Source organism: Pseudomonas sp. Tav-5-1A (assembly GCF_055755055.1).
Genome location: NZ_CM146901.1, coordinates 3,394,581 through 3,413,207, shown reverse-complemented (window position 1 = coordinate 3,413,207; position 18,627 = coordinate 3,394,581). Strand labels below are relative to the sequence as shown.

Sequence of the window (18,627 nt, the reverse complement as noted above, 5' to 3'; positions counted from 1 at the left end):
CACCTGCATCATATACCCGCCTACCACAACGGCGGCGGTGCGCTCACGGCCTGGCCAATCACTTCGATGGCACGCTCCACGTCGGCTTCGCTGGTGTAGCGGCCTAGGCTCAGGCGTACGCTGCGCAGGGCTTGCTCGGGGCTCAGGCCTAGGGCCAGCAGCACGTGGGAGGGGCCGGCGCTGGCGGAGTTGCAGGCGGAGGTGGACGATAGCGCCAGGTCGTTGGCCAGGCGGGCGCTGTTGAAGCCGGGCACGTCGATGCACAGGTTCAGGGTGTGGGGGATGCGTTGGCGTGGACAACCGTTCAGGCTGACGCCTGGCAGTTGCAGCAGGCCGTCGCGCAGGCGCGCCGAGAGGGCCTGGATGCGTTGCTGTTCTTCTTCCAGGTGGGCGCTGGCCAAGGCGTAGGCGCTGCCCATGCCGACGATCTGGTGGGTGGCCAGGGTGCCCGAGCGCAGGCCCTGTTCGTGGCCGCCGCCGTGAATCTGCGCGCGCAGGGCAGGGCGGGCGCGTTCGCCCACGTACAGGGCGCCGATGCCCTTGGGGCCGTAGCTTTTGTGCGCCGAGATGGACAGCAGGTCCACCGGCCATTGGTTGAGGTCGATGGCCACCTTGCCGGTGCCCTGGGCGGCGTCCACGTGCATCAGCGCGCCGTGGTCGCGGACGAGCTGGCCGATGGCGGCGACGTCGGTGAGCGTGCCCAGTTCGTTGTTCACCAGCATCAGCGAGACCAGCAGGGTGTCGTCGCGCAAGGCGGCGCGCACCGCTTCGGGCTGGATCAGGCCCTGGGCGTCGGGCTGCAGGCGGGTGATCTCGAAGCCCTGCTGTTCCAGTTCATTGGCGGTGTCGAGGATGGCCTTGTGTTCCAGCACGCTGGTGATGATGTGCCGGTGCGTGGGGCTGGCTGCGGCGGCCACGCCCTTGAGCGCCAGATTGTTGGATTCGGTCGCGCCGCTGGTCCAGACCAGGCTGTCGGCGGGTGCGCCGATCAGTTCGCCCACCTGGCGGCGGGCCGACTCCACGGCCAGTTTGGCGCGCTGGCCGAAGGCATGGGAGCTGGAGGCTGGGTTGCCGAAGTTGCCGGCCTGGCCCAGGCACTCGACCATGGCGGCGATCACGCGGTCGTCGACGGGGGTGGTGGCGGCGTAGTCGAAATACAACGGGGTGCTGGGCATGGGGCGTCCCTTTCTTCCTGCGGGTCAGTGATGGAGAAAGCTTACCCGCAGGAAGGGGGAAAATTATTGATTTATGCGCGTCAATATTGCCTGTGCGTAGAATATTTTTCGCTGTTTGGCTGGGTTGTTGGAATAAGGCTGCGGACGCGGCCTTGCGGCCGCTGCTACGGGTTAGAGGGTGACGATTTCGACCCAGTTGGCGCCGTTGCCGGTGGGGTAGCGGCCGTTGAGGCTGAGGCGGCCGGTGGCCGGGTCGATGTCGAACACCGACAGTTGCGTGGATTTTTCCCCGGTGCAGATCAGGTGGCGGCTGTCGGCGCTGATGGCAAAGCCGCGCGGCTGCTTCTCGGTGGCAAAGGTGCCGATCAGGCTGAGGGTGCCGTGGGCCTTGTCCACCTTGAACGCCGACAGCACGCTGCTGGTGCGCTCGCTGGTGTACAGGTAGTTGCCGTCGGGCGTGACGTGGATGTCGGCGGCCCAGATGTCCTGGCTGTTGTCGGCGTGGGCCTGCATGGCGGGCGTGCCTACCCGCGACGGGCCACGCGGCGCGCCCGGCTTCAAGCCGTGGTCGGCGGGCAGGCTGCTGCTGACGGCCACTTGGGTGAGCTGGCCGCTATTGGCGTCCAGGGCGTAGCTGATGACCTTGTCCTGCAGCTCGTCCAGCACGTAGACGAAGCGGTTGTCCGGCGCGAACGCCAGGTGGCGCGGCCCCAGGCCCTCGGGTGCGGCCAGGTGGGCGGGGGCGTAGGGGGTGACGGCGCCGGTATGGCTGTCGAAGTGGTACTGCAGCACGCGCTCGCCGCCCAGGTTGGCCACCAGCAGGGTGCGGTTGGCCTTGTCGATGCGCACCGAGTGGGCGTTCTGCGCGGTCTTGAGGGTGTGCAGCGGGGCGTCGGCGACCTTGGCCTGGTCGACGCGGGTGACGGTCATGATGTCGTTGTCGTAGGAGGCGCCAAACAGGTAGTGGCCGGTCTGGTCCAGGGAAATATAGGCGTAGCTGTCCGGGGCCGGGCTTTCGCTGACCTGGGTCAGGTGGCCGTCGCCCGGGGCGATGCTGAAGGTCTGCACGCGGTAGGGCTGCGAGCGCACGGCGGCGTACAGGCGGCTGCGGTCGGGGCTCACGGCCATGGGCATGACGTTGGCGCCGGCCTTGGCGACCTGGCCGGGGGTGAGCGTGCCGTTGGCGGCGTCCAGCTGGTAGGTGGACACAGTGCCATCGGCGGCGTTGGAGACGTAGACGAAGGTAGAGGCCATGGTTACCTGACTGGCTAGGGTGGCGAAAAGGAAGGGGATGGCCCGGCGGGCCAGGCGTGGAAGCGGGGAGGGCATGGGCACGACTCCTTGTTATTGTGCCTTGAGGTTATCAGACGTCGTATGACATTTGTCAATATTCATTTGCCCTGGACGCGGCCTGTGGCCGCTGCTACAGGCCGCGTCCTGGGGTTTACGTAAAGCCAACCACCGTGTGGGGAATATACGGCGCCTGCAGTTGGTCGATCTCCTCGGGCTCAAGCTTCAGCGCCAATGCTGCCACGGCGTCGGTCAGGTGCTCGGCCTTCGAGGCGCCCACCAGCGGCGCGGTCACGCCCGGGGTCTGCATCACCCACGCCAGCGCCACCTGCGCGCGTGGCACGCCACGGGCCGCGGCCACCCTTGCCACGGCCTCGACGATCTGCCGGTCGCTGTCCTCGGTGTGGGGCTGGTACAGGCTCTTGCCGTAGTCGTCGGTCTCGGTGCGCGCGGTGCCCTGGTGCCAGTCGCGGGTCAGGCGGCCGCGGGCCAGCGGGCTCCAGGGCAGCACGGCGATGCCGGCGTCGCGGCATAGCGGCAGCATTTCGCGCTCTTCCTCGCGGTTGATCAGGTTGAGGTGGTCCTGCATCGATACAAACTTCGTCCAGCCGTGGCGCTCCGAGGTGGCCAGGGCCTTGGCGAACTGCCAGGCGTGCATGGACGAGGCGCCGATGTGCAGGGCCTTGCCGGCCTTGACCACGTCGTGCAGCGCTTCCAGGGTTTCCTCGATGGGCGTGTCGTAGTCCCAGCGGTGGATCTGGTACAGGTCGACGTAGTCGGTGCCCAGGCGGCGCAGGCTGTTATCGATCTCGGTGAAAATGGCCTTGCGCGACAGGCCGCCGACGTTGGGCGCCGCGCGCATCGGGAAGTACACCTTGGTGGCGATGACGATCTCGTCGCGCCGGGCGTAGTCGCGCAAGGCGCGGCCGACGATCTCCTCGCTGGTGCCGTCGGAGTAACTGTTGGCGGTGTCGAAGAAGTTGATGCCCAGTTCCAGCGCCTGCTTGATCAGCGGGCGGCTGGCCTGTTCGTCCAGGGTCCAGGGGTGTTTGCCGCGGTTGGGCACCCCGTAGGTCATGCAGCCCAGGGCCAGGGGGGAAACCTTGAGGCCCGTGCTGCCCAGGTTGACGGTCTTCATGCAGCGCTCCTGTGGTCGAAATGGTCCATTTTGCGTCTCCAGCCTAGTCCCGGGCCCCGCCGGGGTGCAACTGGCGGCGCATAAATGGCATGATGGGAATCTTTATTGCTGGGGTTGTACCGTCGGCAAGGTTTTCGAGTGGGGAGTGTTGAACAAATGGCTGCGCAACAAACAATCACGGTGATCCCGCCTGGCTTTGCCCTGAACGGACAGGTTTCGCCACCCGGGTCGAAATCGATCACCAACCGTGCGCTGCTGCTGGCCGCCCTGGCCAAGGGCACCAGCCGCCTGGACGGCGCGCTGAAAAGCGACGACACACGGCACATGTCCAATGCCCTGCGGCAGATGGGCGTGGTCATCGAAGAGCCGGACGACACCACCTTCGTGGTCACCAGCAGCGGCCAGCTGCAGGTGCCGGCCGAGCCACTGTTCCTGGGCAACGCCGGCACCGCCGTGCGCTTCCTGACCGCCGCCGTGGCCACGGTCAACGGCGACGTCACCCTGGACGGCGACCACTACATGCAGAAGCGCCCGATTGGCCCGCTGCTGGCTTCGTTGCGCGCCGGCGGCGTCGACGTGCACAGCGCCACCGGCTGCCCGCCGGTGCAGGTCAAGGGCACCGGCCGCCTGCAGGCCCAGCGTTTCGAGATCGATGGCGGCCTGTCCAGCCAGTACGTCTCGGCCCTGCTGATGGTCGCCGCCTGCGGCACCGCGCCCATCGACGTGGCCCTGACCGGCAAGGACATCGGCGCCCGCGGCTACGTGGACCTGACCCTGGCCTGCATGCGCGCCTTCGGTGCCCAGGTGGAGCAGCTGGACGACGTCACTTGGCGCGTGCAGCCCACCGGCTACGTGGCTGGTGACTACTTCATCGAGCCCGACGCCTCGGCGGCCACCTACCTGTGGGCGGCCCAGGCCCTGACCGGCGGGCGCATCGACCTGGGCGTGGCCGACGACGCCTTCACCCAGCCGGACGCCAAGGCCCAGGACTACATCGCCCAGTTCCCGCACATGCCGGCAGTGATCAACGGCTCGCAGATGCAGGACGCCATTCCGACCCTGGCAGTGCTGGCGGCGTTCAACGCCACGCCGGTGCGCTTCGTGGAACTGGCCAACCTGCGCGTCAAGGAATGCGACCGCGTGGCGGCGCTGGACGACGGCCTGAACGCCATTCGCCCGGGCCTGTCGACGGTGGAAGGCGACGACTTGCTGGTGCACGCCGACCCGGCCCTGGCCGGCACCACCTGTGACGCGCTGATCGACACCCATTCCGACCACCGCATTGCCATGTGCTTTGCCCTGGCCGGCTTGAAGGTGGCGGGTATCTGTATCCAGGACCCGCTGTGCGTGGGCAAGACCTACCCGCGCTACTGGGACGCCCTGGCTTCGCTGGGCGTGACCTACACCCACGGTTGAGTCAGAAGGTGCCGAAGCCACGCGCCATCAGCGTGGCCATCAACGGCACCAGCACCAGCAGCGCCAGTTCCAGCCGGATGACCATCGTCATCTGCCGCACACTGGCCGCGCTCACGGCCGGTGCCCTGCCGGCCTTGACCGCTGCGCGCCAACCCAGGAAGCGCACGGTGGGCAGGATCGACAACAGGCCGATCAGCACGAACAGCGCCACCTTGGCGTGGAAGAAGCCATTGTGCAGGTAGTACGTCGGCCCCTTGGCGAACCACAGCAGGCGCGCCAGCCCCGTCAGCAGCACCAGCCCGGCAGCAATCCCGAACAGCATGTCCACGCGAATCAGGCTGCGTGCCTGGGCCAGTGTCGGCTCGGGCTTGAGCAGCACATGCTCCAGCGACAGCAGGGCGAACAGCGCGAAAATCGACAGGTAATGCAGGTAGGCGGCGATGGCTTGGCTCATGGCAGCGACTCGGCAACGAGGACACCCTTCACCGTAGCAGCTGCCGCAGGCTGCGTCCGGCCGCGCCACGACATGCCTGTTGCACCGCGTAGGCCATGACGCGGCCGGCGGCCGCTGCTACGGGCATGCGTCCGGCGTCGCCGCGGTATGGCTGTCATCAGCGGCTGGCGAGGAAGCTCAGCAGGGTGTCGGTGACGAACCCGGGGTTCTCCAGGTTGGAGATATGCCCTGCGTCGGGCACCAGCACCTGCGCGCAGCCAATCAGCCGGGCCATTTCCACCGTTTCGTGGGGTGGCCGGGGGATGTCGCGGTCGCCGCACATCACCAGGGTCTTGCGCGGGTCCAGCTCATGCAGGCGGTCGCGCAGGTCTTCGCGGCCGAAGATGATGCGCCCCAGGGGCGCGATGCTCTGGCGTGCCACCTCGGCGGGCATTGCCGCCAGCGCGGCACGGAACGCCCGGCACAGCGGCGACTGCAGGTCGGCGTCGGGGTGGAAGTACATGGGCACGACGATGTCCAGCAGCGCCGGGCTCATGCCGTCTTCATCCTCCAGCTGGCGCAGCAGCGAGAAATAATACTGGCGCTTGGGTTCGTCCTCGGCGCCCACGTAGGTGTCCATCAGCACCACCCGGTCGATGCGTTCGGGCGCGTCCATGGCCAGCTTCGCGCCCCACATGCCGCCTACCGACAGGCCCACCAGGTTGCAGCGCTCGATGGTCAGGTGGTCTAGCAGTGCCATGACCTGGCGGGCCAGGTCGGTGAGCGAGCGGGTGCTGGCGGGCAGCGGCCCGGAGGCACCATGGCCCCAGAGCTCGGGCACGATGACCCGGTAGTGGTCCTGCAGGGCCTGCACCTGGGGCGCCCACATGTGCTGGTCCCACAGGTAGCTGTGGGCCAGCAGGATGACTTCACCCGTTCCCTGGTCGGTGTAGTGCAGCGGCTGGCCGTCGATGATGAAGTGGGGCATGGGCTATTCCTTCGTCCTGAAAATAATGCGCCCCGGCAAGGTTGCTCAGGGCATGTCCAGCCTATGCCGAAGCCGGCCGTTTTCCCAACGCACGCGCAGGCCTTTGTGTTTCACCAAGTAACCCAGGGCCACCGCCGCCGCCAGCAGGCCCGAGGCCGCGCCGATGCCCAGGGCCCAGCGAGGGCCGCAGACGTCGGCCACCCAGCCGACCACGGGTGCGCCCAACGGAGTACCGCCCACGGCGATGGCCAGCAGGATGGCCATCACCCGCCCGCGCATGGCCGGCTCGGTGGACAGCTGCACGGCGCTGTTGGCGGTGGTGGTGAAGGTTTGTGCAGAAATACCCACGGCCGTCAGGGTCAGGCCGAACCACCAGTAGCCGGGCATCAGCGCCGCCAGGCCCGTGCCCAGGCCAAACAACAGGGCGCCGGCCAGCAGCGCGCCCATGCGCGGCGTGGCGCGGCTGGCCGAGAGCAGGGCGCCGAGCACCGAGCCCACGGCCATGCACGAGGTGAGCACGCCGTATTCGCTGGCGCCCTGGTGGAACACCGTGACCGACATGGTGGAAATGAAGATCGGGAAGTTCAGGCCGAAGGTGCCGATCAGGAAGTACATCCACAGGATCGCCAGCAGGTCGGGCCGCCGCCACACGTAGGCGAAGCCCTCGGCCAGGCCGGCGCGGCTGCTCTTGGTGCGTTCCAGCGGGCGCAGGTCGGCCACCCGCAGCCAGCGCAGCGACACCAGCACGGCGCCGAACGAGGCGGCGTTAAGCAGGAATACCCAGCCGCTGCCGATGGCGGCGATGAGCACCCCGGCCACGGCCGGGCCGATCATCCGTGCGGCGTTGAAGGAGGTGGAATTGAGCGCCACGGCGTTGGACAGCTCCTTGTCGCCCACAAGCTCAGCGACGAAGGTCTGGCGGGCGGTGGAGTCGAAGGCGCTGACGCAGCCAAACAGGAAGGCGAAGACGTACACGTGCCACAACTGCACGACGCCAGTCAGGGTGAGTATCCCCAACGCCAACGCCAGGGCGCCGGACAGCGCCTGGGTGGTCATCACCAGCTTGCGGCGGTCGAAATGGTCGGCGGCAAGGCCGGTGAAGGGCATCAGCAACAGGTAAGGGCCGAACTGCAGGGCCATGACGATGCCCACGGCGGTGGCGCTTTCGTGGGTCAGTTGCACCAGTACCAGCCAGTCCTGCGCCGTGCGTTGCATCCAGGTGCCGATGTTGGAGATCAACGCGCCGCTGGCCCAGACGCGGTAGTTGTAGATGCGGAGCGAGCGGAAGGTGCCTTTCACAAAACCGGTTCCCGAAGACTGGAGCGAAGACAGAAAGCCGTTAGCTTCCTATCTTCGATCTTCAGTGGCCCGGCGTCAGGCTGTCAAGCGCCGTGCTCAGTGCGCGCTGCTGGCCTTGTGTTCCAGGCGGCCCACCGGGCCCAGCCATTGGCCGGCCTGCTGGTCGAGCCATTGCTGGGCGGTGGGTGCGTGCTTGACCGTGGCGTCGAGCCAGGCGGTGCTGATGGCGGCCACGCTGGCGGCCTGGCGACGGTCCACGCCCAGGTCCACCGGCTTGGCGCCGCCACGGCCTTCGCCGCCAGGCCCGCCCGGGCCACCGCCTTCGGGGCCGCCACCGTGGCGGCGCTCACCCTTGCTGTCGCCGGGTTTGCTGCCGCCGCCGGCGTGCGCCACGGTGCCGGACAGGTCCTTGTGGCTGGCGTCCTGCAGGCGCAACTGGTAGCCGCCCTGGGTGCCCAGGCCGGCGAAGAAGGCAAAGCGCTGCTGGGCGCTGGCCACCCAGCTGAAGGGATCTTCGTCCATCGGGCCGGTGACGCTGAGCACCGGCGTGTCGACCTGGGCGAAGCGCGCAGGGTCGGCGCCGGCAGCCACGTAGGGGCTGAGGACGATGGCACCCAGCGGCCGCCACTCGGTCAGGCGCGGCTGCCCTGCGTCGCGCTCGCCGGCCAGGGCGGCGGCGGTCTGCGCGCCCAGGTCGTAGCCGGCGACCACGGTGCGCTGCACGTCCACGGCGTTGAAGCCGGCTTCACCGGCCAGGCCGCGGCGGCGCACCTCGGCGAGCACGGTCACCACCTCGGCGACCCGCGCCTGCAAGGCCTGGTCGCCGTAGCTGTTGGCGGCGATGCCACGGAAGGCGCCGGCCTGGGCGTCGGCCGATTTATAGACCGATGAGTCGTAACGGGTCGGCTGCACGGTCAGCACGGCGTAGCCGGCGTTGGCCCAGCTCTGGCGCCACAGCTGGCCGGCGCTGTCGTCTTCGCCGAGGCCCGGCAGGTAGACCACCAGCGGCACGTTTTTCTGGCCGGCGGGCACCAGCAGCGACAGGTTGACCTGGTGGGTGCCCCAGGTCCAGCGCGTGGCCCAGCCGTCGAGCTTGTTGGACTGGCCGGGGTTGTAGGCGGTCTTCAGGTATTCCTGCAGCGACACCATGCCGTCGTCATCGGCGGGCGGTGGGCTGGAACAGGCGCCCAGGGCGGCCAGCGCAACGGCGGCGGCCAGGGGGCGGAGGAAGCGGGCAAGGGTAGAAGGCAGCATTGACATAACGACTCTGCTTGAACAGGAAACGAAAGCGGCGATTATGCAGAACCCGCGGGCCAGATAGGGCGCGGGGCGGGTAAAAGCTGGGTAAATTTTTGCTACATATACGCGGGGTGGTGGATACATTGGGACGGGCTTTGGCCGGACGCGGCCCTCGTAGCAGCGGCCGCCAGGCCGCGTCATGGGCCAATCTGGCTTGCGCACCGGCCCGGCTCGCCTAAGCTACAGCCGAGCCTGTTGAAAAAACTTACAAATTCAACGCCATAAGTCGGACCTTTCGCCCAGTCCTGTAGTCATTAGGGCGTCAATATGAAATGGAGGTGTACATGCTCATTCGGTCTCTGGCCCTGGCTGCCCTTGTAGCGCTCGCTGGCCCCGTGCTGGCCGCCGACAGCGACTCGCCGTTGGCGCAGGAGCAGGGCAAGACCCGGCCCTTGATCATCATCGCGCGCAGCTCGGTGGACCCCACCCTGGTGCATTTCCAGGACGCGCTGAAGGACCCGGCCAACAAGCAGGCCTTCGCCCAGCGCAGCCTGGTGCTGTACACCGTGGTCAACATGATTGGCCAGCGCGAGGGCAAGAACCTCGACCCCCAGGCCACCATGGCCCTGATCCGCAGCCTGAGCCTGGGCGCCGGCGAGCTGCCCAAGACCATCCTGGTGGGCAAGGACGGCACCAAGAAGCTGGAGAAAAGCGGCCCGGTTGAGCTCAAGGAGGTGTTCGACACCGTGGACGCCATGCCCATGGCCGAGAAGGAAGCGGCAGCGCCAGCCCCGGCGGCGCCAGCGGCAGAGCCAGGCAAGCCAGCCAAGGGCGCCAAGGCGGGCAAGGCCGCGAAGGCTGCGGAGCCGCAGTCGCTGGACGATTGATGGCATGTGGGAGCTGGCTTGCCAGCGAGTTTTTGACAATCAAAGGCTCGCTGGCAAGCCAGCTCCCACAACTCGTTCAGGGAATCAACCGCTCCGCCCGCAACTGCGCGAACACATCGAAGAACGCCTGGTCACTGGCCTGGAAATCGACGAAGCCCAGCCGCCGGCTCTTGGACATGTCGGTCACCACTTCCACCGGCCGGCCCAGGTCGGCGTCGGTGTGCCACGGCGAAATCAGCCGCTCGATATCACGTTCCTGCAAGCCATGTTCCGCCGCCAGGGCGCTCCAGGTGGCCTGGTCGCCGGCCATCTGCGCGGCCAGGGGCATGGGCTGCTCGGGGAACGGCGCGGCCTCCAGGCCAAACCAGTCGGCAATACGCCCCCACATCCAGCTCCAGCGGAACACGTCGCCGTTGGTGACGTTGAAGGCCTCGTTGGCCGCCGCCGGCGTGGTGGCGGCCCACAGCAGTTGGCGGGCGAGGATGCGCGCGTCGGTCATGTCGGTAAGGCTGTCCCACTGCACCCGCGAGCCGGGGAACACGAACGGCCGGCCCGTGGCCTTGCACACGCTGGCGTAGACGGCGAGGGTGGTGGCCATGTTCATGGCGTTGCCCACGGCCACGCCGGTGATGGTGTGCGGGCGGTGCACGCTCCAGGTGAAATGGTCGCGCTTGGCGGCGGCGAACAGCTCGTCTTCCTGGGCGTAGTAGAAGTTTTCCACGTCCAGGCGGCCCTGGCTTTCGCGGAACGGGGTCTGTGGCAGGCTGCCCTGGCCGTAGGCCTCGAACGGGCCCAGGTAGTGCTTGAGGCCGGTGACCAGCGCCACGTGGCGCAGGCTGCGGGCGCCGCGCAGGGCGTCGAGCACGTTGCGCACCATGCCGGCGTTGACGCGGATGTTTTCCGCCTCGCTGGCCTGGCGCGACCAAGTGGTGATGAACAGGTGGGTGGGTGACAGGCCGGCGAGGGCACTGGCCAGGGCGGCGGGGTCTTGCAGGTCGGCGGCAATGGGGATGATGCCCGGCGCCAGGTCCGGGTGGCGCGACAGGCCCGCCACCTTCCAGTTGGTGTTCTCGGCCAGCACGCGGGTCACCGCGCGGCCGACGATGCCACTGGCACCCACTACCAATGCAATTTCTGTCATGTCTGCCTCTGTGCAACAACAAATGTTGTTACACCTTAACGGCAGATGGCGTGCGATCCAACCCGTGCGGCCCTGGGACGCAGCCCTGTAGCAGCAACTGTCTCTGTGGGAGCTGGCTTGCCAGCGAGTTTTTAGGGCCTCAACAGCTCGCTGGCAAGCCAGCTCCCACAACAACGTCGCGTCCGGGCCCTCAATTCACCGCAACGGCCGCCCCCGCGCGCTGCAACAACTGCTGATTGCGCGCCGACAACTGCTCCAGCACAAACCCCTTGCCAGCCTTCTCATACCGCGCCGCCAGCGCTTCCAGCGCGGCAATTGCCGAATGGTCGGCCAGGTGCAGGTGGCGGCAGTCGACGATGACCTCATCCGGGTCGTTGCGTGGGTCGAACAGCGCCTGGAAGTGCGTGGTCGAGGCGAAGAACAGCGTGCCGTGGGGGGTGTAGCGCTTGCGCCCGGGCTGGCTGGCGTCGGCATCGGCGCGGATTTCCCGGGCGTGCTGCCAGGCAAACGCCAGCGCCGCGATGAGGATGCCGCACAGTACGGCCGTGGCCAGGTCGGTGAACACGGTGATGACGGTCACCGCCACGATCACCACCGCGTCCTGGCGCGGCACCTTGCCCAGCACCCGCAGCGAGCCCCAGGCGAAGGTCTGCTGGGCCACCACGAACATCACCCCGGCCAGGGCGGCCAGTGGAATGCGCTCGATCAGCGGCGACAGGAACAAAATGAACAGCAGCACCATGATGCCGCTCACCACCCCCGACAGCCGCCCACGGCCGCCGGAGCTGAGGTTGATCACGGTCTGGCCGATCATGGCGCAACCGCCCATGCCGCCGAACAGCCCCGACGCCACGTTGGCCATGCCCAGCGCCACGCACTCACGGTTGGGCTGGCCCTGGGTCTCGGTCAGCTCGTCGGTGAGGTTGAAGGTCAGCAGGGTTTCCAGCAGGCCGACCATGGCCATCAGCACCGCATAGGGGGCGATGATCTTCAGCGTCTCAAGGTTCATTGGCACGGTGGGCCAGTGCAGGCTGGGCAGGCCGCCGGCGATGTGCGCCATGTCGCTGAGGGTGCGGGTGGGCAGGCCCAGGGCATACACCAGCAGGCTGACGCCGACGATGGCCACCAGTGCCGGCGGCACTGCGCGGGTCAGCCGCGGCAGCAGGTAGACAATGGCCATGGTCAGCGCCACCAGGCCCAGCATGGTTGCCAGCGGCGTACCTTGCAGCCAGCTGCTGCCGACCTTGAAGTGCTCCAGCTGCGACAGCGCGATGATGATCGCCAGGCCGTTGACGAAGCCCAGCATCACCGGGTGCGGCACCATGCGGATCAGCTTGCCCAGGCGCAGCAGGCCGAACAGCACCATGATCAGCCCGCCCAGCACCACCGTGGCCAGCAGGTACTGCACGCCGTGCTGCACCACCAGCGCCACGATGACCACGGCCATGGAGCCCGCCGCGCCGGAGATCATCGCCGGGCGGCCGCCGAACAGCGCGGTCAGGGTGCAGATGATGAAGGCGCCGTACAGGCCCATCAACGGGTTGAGTTGCGCCACCAGGGCGAAGGCGATGCACTCCGGCACCAGGGCGAACGATGACGTCAGCCCGGCCAGGACGTTGCCGCGAATGGAAGACAGGGACATGGGTTTCCTTGCGTGAACAGCCAAACCCGCCTGGGGACAGGCGAGCGCGTGAAAAGGGAATGGTGGCCATTTTAAAGAGAAATGGACCGGACCGACCACTTATTTTGACCGTCGGCGGTTGTCGTACCTCCGCCTGGATGGTTTAGACTCAGCCGTCCACCTTGCTGCCTGTCCATAACAACAAATCCCGATTGCAACAGGAGTCGCACCATGGAGCACCTTTCGCTGGGCCTCGTCGGCTACGGCAAGATCGCCCAGGACCAGCACGTGCCGGCCATCCTCGGCAACCCGGCCTGGCGCCTGCAGGCCGTGGCCACCCTGGGCCAGCCGTGCCCCGGCGTGGCCAATTTCCGCAGCCTCGACGCGCTGCTGGCCGACGGCCCGGCCGTGGCCGCCGTGGCTTTCTGCACGCCGCCCCAGGGCCGCTACGCCCAGGTGCGCGAGGCGCTGCTGGCCGGCAAGCACGTGCTGGTGGAAAAGCCGCCGTGCGCCAGCCTCGGCGAGGCCATGGCGCTGGTGGACCTGGCCCGCGCCCATGGCGTCACTTGCCTGTTCGCCTGGCACTCGCGCTTCGCCCCGGCCGTGCAGCCGGCGCGCCAGTGGCTGGAGGGGCGGGTGCTGCGCAGCGTGGCCATCACCTGGAAGGAAGACGTGCGCAAATGGCACCCCGGCCAGGCGTGGATCTGGCAGGCCGGCGGCCAGGGCGTGTTCGACCCGGGCATCAACGCCTTGTCCATCGTCACTGCGCTGCTGCCCGAGCCGCTGTTCGTCACAGCCGCGCAGCTGGACGTGCCGGCCAACCACCAGGCGCCCATCGCCGCGCGGCTGCAGATGGCCGACGCCCGTGGCCTGCCGGTGACCGCCGATTTTGATTGGGACCACCCTGAGCCGGACATCTGGCGCATCGTCATCGAGACCGATGACGGCGTGCTGCGCCTGGAGCAAGCCGGTGCGGCGCTGTTCATCGATGACCAGCCCCAGGCGCTGCCGCCGGAGGCCGAATACCCGTCGCTGTACGCGCATTTCGCCCAGCTGATCCAGCGCCAGGCCAGCGACGCCGACCTGCAACCGCTGCGCCTGGTGGCCGACGCCTTCATGGCCGGCAGCCGCACGCTGGTTGACGAGTTTCATGATTAACGCCGCATTCGTAGCCGCTGCCGCCAGGCTGCGCTGGCCGTCCCGCACGCCGGAGATCTTCGGTATGCTCAGGGGCCAGCGCAGCCTTCGGCAGCGGCTACAGGTTGTCTCACCATCCGTTCACATCGAGGGAGTCCCGTATGTACCCGCAAGTGCAGCTTTACATCAACGGTCAATGGCAGAACGCGGCGGACGGGCGCAGCATCCCCGTGGTCAACCCCGCCACCGGTGACACCATCGGCAGCGTGGCCCACGCCGACATCGCCGACCTGGATCAGGCCCTGGCCGCCGCCCAGCGTGGTTTCGAGACCTGGCGCAAGGTCAGCGCCTTCGACCGCTACAAGATCATGCGCAAGGCCGGCGAGCTGCTGCGCGAACGCGCCGACCACATCGCCACGCTGATGACCCTGGAGCAGGGCAAGCCCGTGGCCGAGGCCCGCGCCGAAACCCTTGCCGCCGCCGACATCATCGACTGGCTGGCCGAGGAAGGCCGCCGCAGCTACGGCCGCATCGTGCCCTCGCGCGCCCAGGGTATCGAGCAGCGGGTGATCAGTGAGCCGGTGGGCCCAGTGGCCGCCTTCACGCCGTGGAACTTCCCCATCAACCAGGTGGTGCGCAAGCTGTCCTCGGCCCTGGCCGCCGGCTGCTCGATCATCGTCAAGGCCCCGGAAGAAACCCCGGCGTCGCCTGCCGAGCTGATCCGCGCCTTTGCCGACGCCGGTGTGCCGGCCGGGGTGATTGGCCTGGTGTATGGCGTGCCGGCGGATATTTCCGGCTACCTGATCCCGCATCCGGTGATCCGCAAAGTTACCTTCACCGGCTCCACCCCGGTGGGCAAGCAACTGGCGGCCATGGCCGGCCTGCACATGAAACCGGCGACCATGGAACTGGGCGGCCACGCGCCGGCCATCGTCTTCGCCGACGCCGACGTGGAAAAGGCCGTGCAACTGCTGGTGGCTTCCAAGTTCCGCAACGCCGGGCAGGTGTGCGTGTCGCCGACGCGTTTCCTGGTGCAGCGTGAAGTGTTCGAGACCTTCCTGACCCGCTTCGTCGAGCTGGCCGGCAAGATCAAGGTCGGCAACGGCCTGGAAGAGGGCACGCTGATGGGCCCGCTGGCCAACGACCGTCGCGCCCCGGCCCTGCAGGCCCTGGTGGACGACGCACGCAGCCACGGCGCTACCGTGCACCTGGGCGGCAAGGCCATCGACGGCCCGGGCTACTTCTTCGCGCCGACGGTGATCAGCGGTCTGAACACCGGCATGCGCCTGATGAACGAGGAGCCGTTCGGCCCGGTGGCGCTGATCGTGCCGTTCGACACGGTGGAGGAAGCCATTGCCGAAGCCAACCGCCTACCGTTCGGCCTGGCGGCCTACGCCTTCACCAGCACCTCGAAAACCGCCCAGGCCCTGAGTGATGGGGTGGAAGCGGGCATGCTGTCGATCAACCACTTGGGCATCGGCCTGCCGGAGATCCCGTTCGGCGGCATCAAGGATTCCGGGCACGGTTCGGAAGGCGGCACCGAGGCGATCGAGGCGTACCTGGTGACCAAGCTGGTCACCCACCTGGGTTGACCCCCACCCCCGTAGCAGCTGCCGCAGGCGGCTGCGTCCTGTGGGAGCTGGCTTGCCAGCGAGCTGTTGAGGCCCGAAAAACTCGCTGGCAAGCCAGCTCCCACAAAAACAGTTGCTGCTACGGGCGCGTTTACAGCCCGTACAGCTCGCGGTACTCGTCCCAGCTCATGCCGGCCATCTCGGCCACTTCCTTGTGAACCTCCAGGCGCTGCGCCTGGAATTCCTCTGGCGTCGCCGCCGTCAATTGCAACGTCAGCTCCCAGGCGAACAGGCCCTGGGCCTCGGCTTCCTGCTCGAACGCCTCGTGCAGGCGCTCGGCGCGGTACTGCGCGGCGGTCATGCCGGCGGCCTGGGCTTCCAGCGGGTTGAGGTGGTCCAGCTGCTGGCGGAGCTCGTCGTGGGCGGCCAGGAAGCGTTCCAGGGCGGCGGGGTGACGCTGTTCGGGGTCGATCATCATGTACCTGATGGGCAGTGGCAGTGCCCCTAGTCTACGCCAGGCTTTCTTCCTGATGCACCGCCAGCGTGCCCTTGAGCAGGTCGCTGCGGCTGACCACGCCGATCACCTCGCGGCTCTGCGCATCACGCACCACCGGTAGGCTTTCCAGCCCCAGCGCCACCATCCGCCCGGCCACGGCGCGGCAGGTTTCCCGGGGCAGGGCGAACGCCTGGCCGGCCGCCAGCGGCACCTGCGCGTGGCTCATCACCTCGCTGACCTCGTGGCGCTCCAGTGGGTCGACCGAATACTCGCGGTAGATGTGCAGGCCGCGCCGGGCGATTTTCTCGGTCATGATCGAGCGCTTGGCAATCACGATGGTCACCGTGTACGCCACGGTCACGGTCAGCAGCAATGGCAACAACGCATTGAGGTCGTGGCTCAGGCCCAGGGCGAACACCACCGCCGTCAGCGGCGCGCCCAGCACCCCGGCCAAGGTGGCCGCCATGCACACCAGCGGCCACAGCGCGCCGTGGTCGCCGGGCAGCACATGGCCCAGCGCCGCGCCCAGGCCGGCGCCGAGCATCAGCAGCGGCGCCAGGACGCCGCCCGACGTGCCGGAGCCCAGGGCGATCACCCAGATCACCGCCTTCACCAGCAGCAACGCCAGGGCCGCGCCGAGCAGCAGGTGGTTGTGCAGCAGGTCGCCGATCACATCAAAACCGATGCCCAGCGCCCGTGGCTGGAAATAGCCGCCAATGCCGATGGCCAGGCCACCCAGGGCCGGCCACCACATCCAGTGCAGCGGCAGCTTGCCGAACAGGTCTTCCACGCGGTACAGCGACCACGACAGCAGCGTGCACAGCAGGCCGCTGGCGATGCCCGCCACCAGGCAACCGAACAGCGCCTCGGGGCCCACCGGCGCGGTTTGCACGGCGAACAGCGGCTCGCTGGCGATCAGCAGCGGGCGCAGGAAGCCGGCCACCGCGCAGGCGATAGCCACCGGCACCAGGCTGCGCGGGCGCAGTTCGAACAGCAGCAGCTCCACCGCCAGCAGCACCGCCGCCACCGGCGTGCCGAATACCGCGGTCATGCCCGCCGTGGCGCCGGCCACCAGCAGGGTCTTGCGCTCGGCGGCGCTGAGGTGAAAGCGCTGGGCAATCAACGAACCCAGTGAGCCGCCGGTCATGATGATCGGCCCCTCAGCGCCGAACGGGCCACCGCTGCCGATCACGATTGCCGACGACAGCGGCTTGAGCAGCGCCACCCGCAGGGACAGGCGGCTCTGGCCGAACAGAATCGCCTCGATGGCCTCGGGAATGCCGTGGCCACGGATCTTGCTGGAGCCGTAGCGGGCCATCAGGCCGACGATCAGCCCGCCCAGCACCGGCAGGCCAATCACCCACAGGCCCAGTTGGTGCTGCGCCGGCGAGCTGTTGGCGAAGGAGAAGCGCTGGTAGAAAAACAGGTTGCTGCACAGGTGGATCAGGCCCAGCAGCACCGCCGCCGCGCCGACCGCCAGGGCGCCGATCACGGCGGCCAGCAGCACTTGGCGGAACAGCCGCCGGTCCACGGAAAAATCAGCCTTGTGCTGCATGGGCTTACTCCTGCTCGAACGGCACGCGCAAGCGCTTGCCGGCACTTTTCAGTTCTTCGCGGTGCAGGAAGGCCAGCTTCGCCAGCACCTCGTTGCCCTTGGCGGTGAGGCTGACGCGCACCTCGCGGCGGTCCTCGTCGCTGCGCTGGCGCTGCACCAGGCCTTGCGCCTCGCAGCGCTTGACCAGCGCCACGGCGCCGTGGGGCACCATCTGCAGGCGCTCGGCCAACTCGCCGACGGTGGCCCAGTCGCGGCCATCGAAACCCATGGTGTGCAGCATCAGCAGGTACTGCTGGGGCGTGACCCCGTGGGCCTGCACGGCTTCCTCGGAAAAACGCAGGAAGCGCCGCAGCTGGTAGCGAAACTCCGACAGGGCTTCGAAATCGGTCTTGGCCAGGGCGTCGCTCATGGGCGTGGCTCCGCATGCAGGCGGGCCAGGGTGGCGGTGACGATGGCTTCCAGGTCGTCGGCGTCGACGTCGATGAATTCGTCGCGCTCGTCCAGCACCGCTTGCAAGGCTTGATGCAACTGCTTGCTGGCCGGTGATACGGCGCGCGCCGCGGCGGGGGCAGGCACATGGCCGTGGGGGTAGCGGTGGCGGCTGAAGCTGTGGAACACCAGGGCCACGCCCAGCAGCACCACCGAATTGAGCAGCACCGGGTCGAGGACGAAGGCGTAGCCGGCGGCATGAATACTCGGGCCGCCCAGCACGGCGGTCAACGCCACCGCGCCCGAGGGTGGATGCAGGCAACGCAGGGCCAGCATCAGCGCGATCGCCACTGCCACGGCGACGGCGGCCGCGATGATTTCGTTGCCGATGAACGCGGCGCAGGTGACGCCCACCAGAGAAGCCACCAGGTTACCGCCGATCAGCGACCAGGGCTGGGCCAGAGGGCTGGCGGGGGCGGCAAATAGCAGCACGGCCGACGCTCCCATGGGGGCGATCAGCAGCGGGATATCGGCGCTCAGGCCCAGGGCCCAGGTGCACAGGGCGGCGGTAAGGCCGATGCCCAGCAGCGCGCCGAAGGCGGCACGCAACACTTCACGGGGGCTTAGGTGCAACGGCGCGGGACGCAGGCGTTGCAAAAGGGAGGGGAGCTTCACGGGGATGGGTACCTTGGCCAAAAACGCGGGCATTTATATCACGATGTGATGTATTTACCTAGCTAGACGCCGCCTTGCGGCAGCTGCTAAGGATCAACCCGTAGCAGCTGCCGAAGGCTGCGTCCGAGGCCTTAGAA

The 18,627-nt window shown here is 68.0% G+C and carries 17 protein-coding genes; 4 read left to right on the top strand and 13 right to left on the bottom strand.

Annotation, left to right across the window (positions count from 1 at the left end):
• Window positions 1-20: 20 nt before the first annotated feature.
• From AC0J42_RS15575 to AC0J42_RS15565, 3 genes are all read right to left on the bottom strand, one after another.
• On the bottom strand, window positions 21-1,175 hold the full coding sequence (locus AC0J42_RS15575; protein ID WP_416424476.1) for a cysteine desulfurase family protein: 1,155 nt from the start codon (window positions 1,173-1,175) through the stop codon (window positions 21-23).
• A gap of 171 nt (window positions 1,176-1,346) precedes the next feature.
• Window positions 1,347-2,504 carry a lactonase family protein gene (locus tag AC0J42_RS15570; RefSeq protein ID WP_473002319.1) on the bottom strand — a complete coding sequence of 386 codons (1,158 nt, stop codon included), beginning with the start codon at window positions 2,502-2,504 and terminating at the stop codon, window positions 1,347-1,349.
• A gap of 115 nt (window positions 2,505-2,619) precedes the next feature.
• Window positions 2,620-3,603 (bottom strand): aldo/keto reductase, encoded by a 984-nt coding sequence (locus AC0J42_RS15565; protein WP_473002318.1) that lies wholly within the window; start codon window positions 3,601-3,603, stop codon window positions 2,620-2,622.
• Between the two features lie 156 nt (window positions 3,604-3,759).
• Between AC0J42_RS15565 and aroA the strand changes: the two genes are divergently transcribed.
• Complete coding sequence (gene aroA, locus AC0J42_RS15560; RefSeq protein WP_473002317.1) at window positions 3,760-5,019, top strand: 3-phosphoshikimate 1-carboxyvinyltransferase; 1,260 nt, start codon at window positions 3,760-3,762, stop codon at window positions 5,017-5,019.
• 1 nt (window position 5,020) lies between these two features.
• Here aroA and AC0J42_RS15555 read toward each other — a convergent pair whose 3' ends face one another.
• The 4 genes from AC0J42_RS15555 to AC0J42_RS15540 form a co-directional block, all read right to left on the bottom strand.
• Window positions 5,021-5,473 (bottom strand): DUF2214 family protein, encoded by a 453-nt coding sequence (locus AC0J42_RS15555; protein WP_416424472.1) that lies wholly within the window; start codon window positions 5,471-5,473, stop codon window positions 5,021-5,023.
• 157 nt (window positions 5,474-5,630) lie between these two features.
• Window positions 5,631-6,440 (bottom strand): alpha/beta fold hydrolase, encoded by an 810-nt coding sequence (locus AC0J42_RS15550; protein ID WP_473002316.1) that lies wholly within the window; start codon window positions 6,438-6,440, stop codon window positions 5,631-5,633.
• Between the two features lie 45 nt (window positions 6,441-6,485).
• Window positions 6,486-7,739, bottom strand: coding sequence for an MFS transporter (locus tag AC0J42_RS15545; protein WP_416424470.1), 1,254 nt, complete (start codon window positions 7,737-7,739; stop codon window positions 6,486-6,488).
• A gap of 96 nt (window positions 7,740-7,835) precedes the next feature.
• Window positions 7,836-8,999: an alpha/beta hydrolase family protein gene (locus tag AC0J42_RS15540; protein WP_473002315.1), complete on the bottom strand. Its 1,164-nt coding sequence runs from the start codon at window positions 8,997-8,999 to the stop codon at window positions 7,836-7,838.
• Window positions 9,000-9,322: 323 nt separating this feature from the next.
• Here AC0J42_RS15540 and AC0J42_RS15535 point away from each other — a divergent pair, with 323 nt between their 5' ends.
• Window positions 9,323-9,865 carry a DUF4174 domain-containing protein gene (locus AC0J42_RS15535; protein WP_473002314.1) on the top strand — a complete coding sequence of 181 codons (543 nt, stop codon included), beginning with the start codon at window positions 9,323-9,325 and terminating at the stop codon, window positions 9,863-9,865.
• Between the two features lie 76 nt (window positions 9,866-9,941).
• Here AC0J42_RS15535 and AC0J42_RS15530 read toward each other — a convergent pair whose 3' ends face one another.
• Window positions 9,942-11,006, bottom strand: a complete 1,065-nt coding sequence (locus tag AC0J42_RS15530; RefSeq protein ID WP_473002313.1) for an SDR family oxidoreductase — start codon at window positions 11,004-11,006, stop codon at window positions 9,942-9,944.
• A 190-nt stretch (window positions 11,007-11,196) separates the two neighbouring features.
• The gene (locus AC0J42_RS15525; RefSeq protein WP_473002312.1) at window positions 11,197-12,648 is read right to left on the bottom strand and encodes a SulP family inorganic anion transporter; all 1,452 of its coding nucleotides are present in this window, start codon (window positions 12,646-12,648) and stop codon (window positions 11,197-11,199) included.
• A 210-nt stretch (window positions 12,649-12,858) separates the two neighbouring features.
• Here AC0J42_RS15525 and AC0J42_RS15520 point away from each other — a divergent pair, with 210 nt between their 5' ends.
• Window positions 12,859-13,785 carry a Gfo/Idh/MocA family protein gene (locus AC0J42_RS15520; RefSeq protein ID WP_473002311.1) on the top strand — a complete coding sequence of 309 codons (927 nt, stop codon included), beginning with the start codon at window positions 12,859-12,861 and terminating at the stop codon, window positions 13,783-13,785.
• 140 nt (window positions 13,786-13,925) lie between these two features.
• Entirely contained in the window at window positions 13,926-15,356 is a 1,431-nt protein-coding gene (locus AC0J42_RS15515; protein ID WP_416424464.1) for an NAD-dependent succinate-semialdehyde dehydrogenase, read from the top strand.
• Between the two features lie 130 nt (window positions 15,357-15,486).
• Here AC0J42_RS15515 and AC0J42_RS15510 read toward each other — a convergent pair whose 3' ends face one another.
• From AC0J42_RS15510 to AC0J42_RS15495, 4 genes are read right to left on the bottom strand one after another with little or no spacing between them, the layout of a single operon-like run.
• Window positions 15,487-15,810, bottom strand: a complete 324-nt coding sequence (locus AC0J42_RS15510; protein WP_416424463.1) for a DUF6388 family protein — start codon at window positions 15,808-15,810, stop codon at window positions 15,487-15,489.
• Window positions 15,811-15,844: 34 nt separating this feature from the next.
• Complete coding sequence (locus AC0J42_RS15505) at window positions 15,845-17,386, bottom strand: chloride channel protein (RefSeq protein WP_473002310.1); 1,542 nt, start codon at window positions 17,384-17,386, stop codon at window positions 15,845-15,847.
• Between the two features lie 4 nt (window positions 17,387-17,390).
• Window positions 17,391-17,795, bottom strand: a complete 405-nt coding sequence (locus tag AC0J42_RS15500; RefSeq protein WP_416424461.1) for a MarR family winged helix-turn-helix transcriptional regulator — start codon at window positions 17,793-17,795, stop codon at window positions 17,391-17,393.
• Entirely contained in the window at window positions 17,792-18,490 is a 699-nt protein-coding gene (locus tag AC0J42_RS15495; protein WP_473002309.1) for an HPP family protein, read from the bottom strand. The genes AC0J42_RS15500 and AC0J42_RS15495 overlap by 4 nt, the downstream gene beginning before the upstream one ends.
• Between the last annotated feature and the right edge of the window lie 137 nt (window positions 18,491-18,627).

What these genes read in the sequence shown, in the direction of transcription:
- AC0J42_RS15575 (WP_416424476.1), bottom strand. Translation starts at nt 1,175, where the DNA reads ATGCCCAGCACCCCGTTGTATTTCGACTACGCCGCCACCACCCCCGTC.
- AC0J42_RS15570 (WP_473002319.1), bottom strand. Translation starts at nt 2,504, where the DNA reads ATGCCCTCCCCGCTTCCACGCCTGGCCCGCCGGGCCATCCCCTTCCTT.
- AC0J42_RS15565 (WP_473002318.1), bottom strand. Translation starts at nt 3,603, where the DNA reads ATGAAGACCGTCAACCTGGGCAGCACGGGCCTCAAGGTTTCCCCCCTG.
- aroA (WP_473002317.1), top strand. Translation starts at nt 3,760, where the DNA reads ATGGCTGCGCAACAAACAATCACGGTGATCCCGCCTGGCTTTGCCCTG.
- AC0J42_RS15555 (WP_416424472.1), bottom strand. Translation starts at nt 5,473, where the DNA reads ATGAGCCAAGCCATCGCCGCCTACCTGCATTACCTGTCGATTTTCGCG.
- AC0J42_RS15550 (WP_473002316.1), bottom strand. Translation starts at nt 6,440, where the DNA reads ATGCCCCACTTCATCATCGACGGCCAGCCGCTGCACTACACCGACCAG.
- AC0J42_RS15540 (WP_473002315.1), bottom strand. Translation starts at nt 8,999, where the DNA reads ATGTCAATGCTGCCTTCTACCCTTGCCCGCTTCCTCCGCCCCCTGGCC.
- AC0J42_RS15535 (WP_473002314.1), top strand. Translation starts at nt 9,323, where the DNA reads ATGCTCATTCGGTCTCTGGCCCTGGCTGCCCTTGTAGCGCTCGCTGGC.
- AC0J42_RS15530 (WP_473002313.1), bottom strand. Translation starts at nt 11,006, where the DNA reads ATGACAGAAATTGCATTGGTAGTGGGTGCCAGTGGCATCGTCGGCCGC.
- AC0J42_RS15525 (WP_473002312.1), bottom strand. Translation starts at nt 12,648, where the DNA reads ATGTCCCTGTCTTCCATTCGCGGCAACGTCCTGGCCGGGCTGACGTCA.
- AC0J42_RS15520 (WP_473002311.1), top strand. Translation starts at nt 12,859, where the DNA reads ATGGAGCACCTTTCGCTGGGCCTCGTCGGCTACGGCAAGATCGCCCAG.
- AC0J42_RS15515 (WP_416424464.1), top strand. Translation starts at nt 13,926, where the DNA reads ATGTACCCGCAAGTGCAGCTTTACATCAACGGTCAATGGCAGAACGCG.
- AC0J42_RS15510 (WP_416424463.1), bottom strand. Translation starts at nt 15,810, where the DNA reads ATGATCGACCCCGAACAGCGTCACCCCGCCGCCCTGGAACGCTTCCTG.
- AC0J42_RS15505 (WP_473002310.1), bottom strand. Translation starts at nt 17,386, where the DNA reads ATGCAGCACAAGGCTGATTTTTCCGTGGACCGGCGGCTGTTCCGCCAA.
- AC0J42_RS15500 (WP_416424461.1), bottom strand. Translation starts at nt 17,795, where the DNA reads ATGAGCGACGCCCTGGCCAAGACCGATTTCGAAGCCCTGTCGGAGTTT.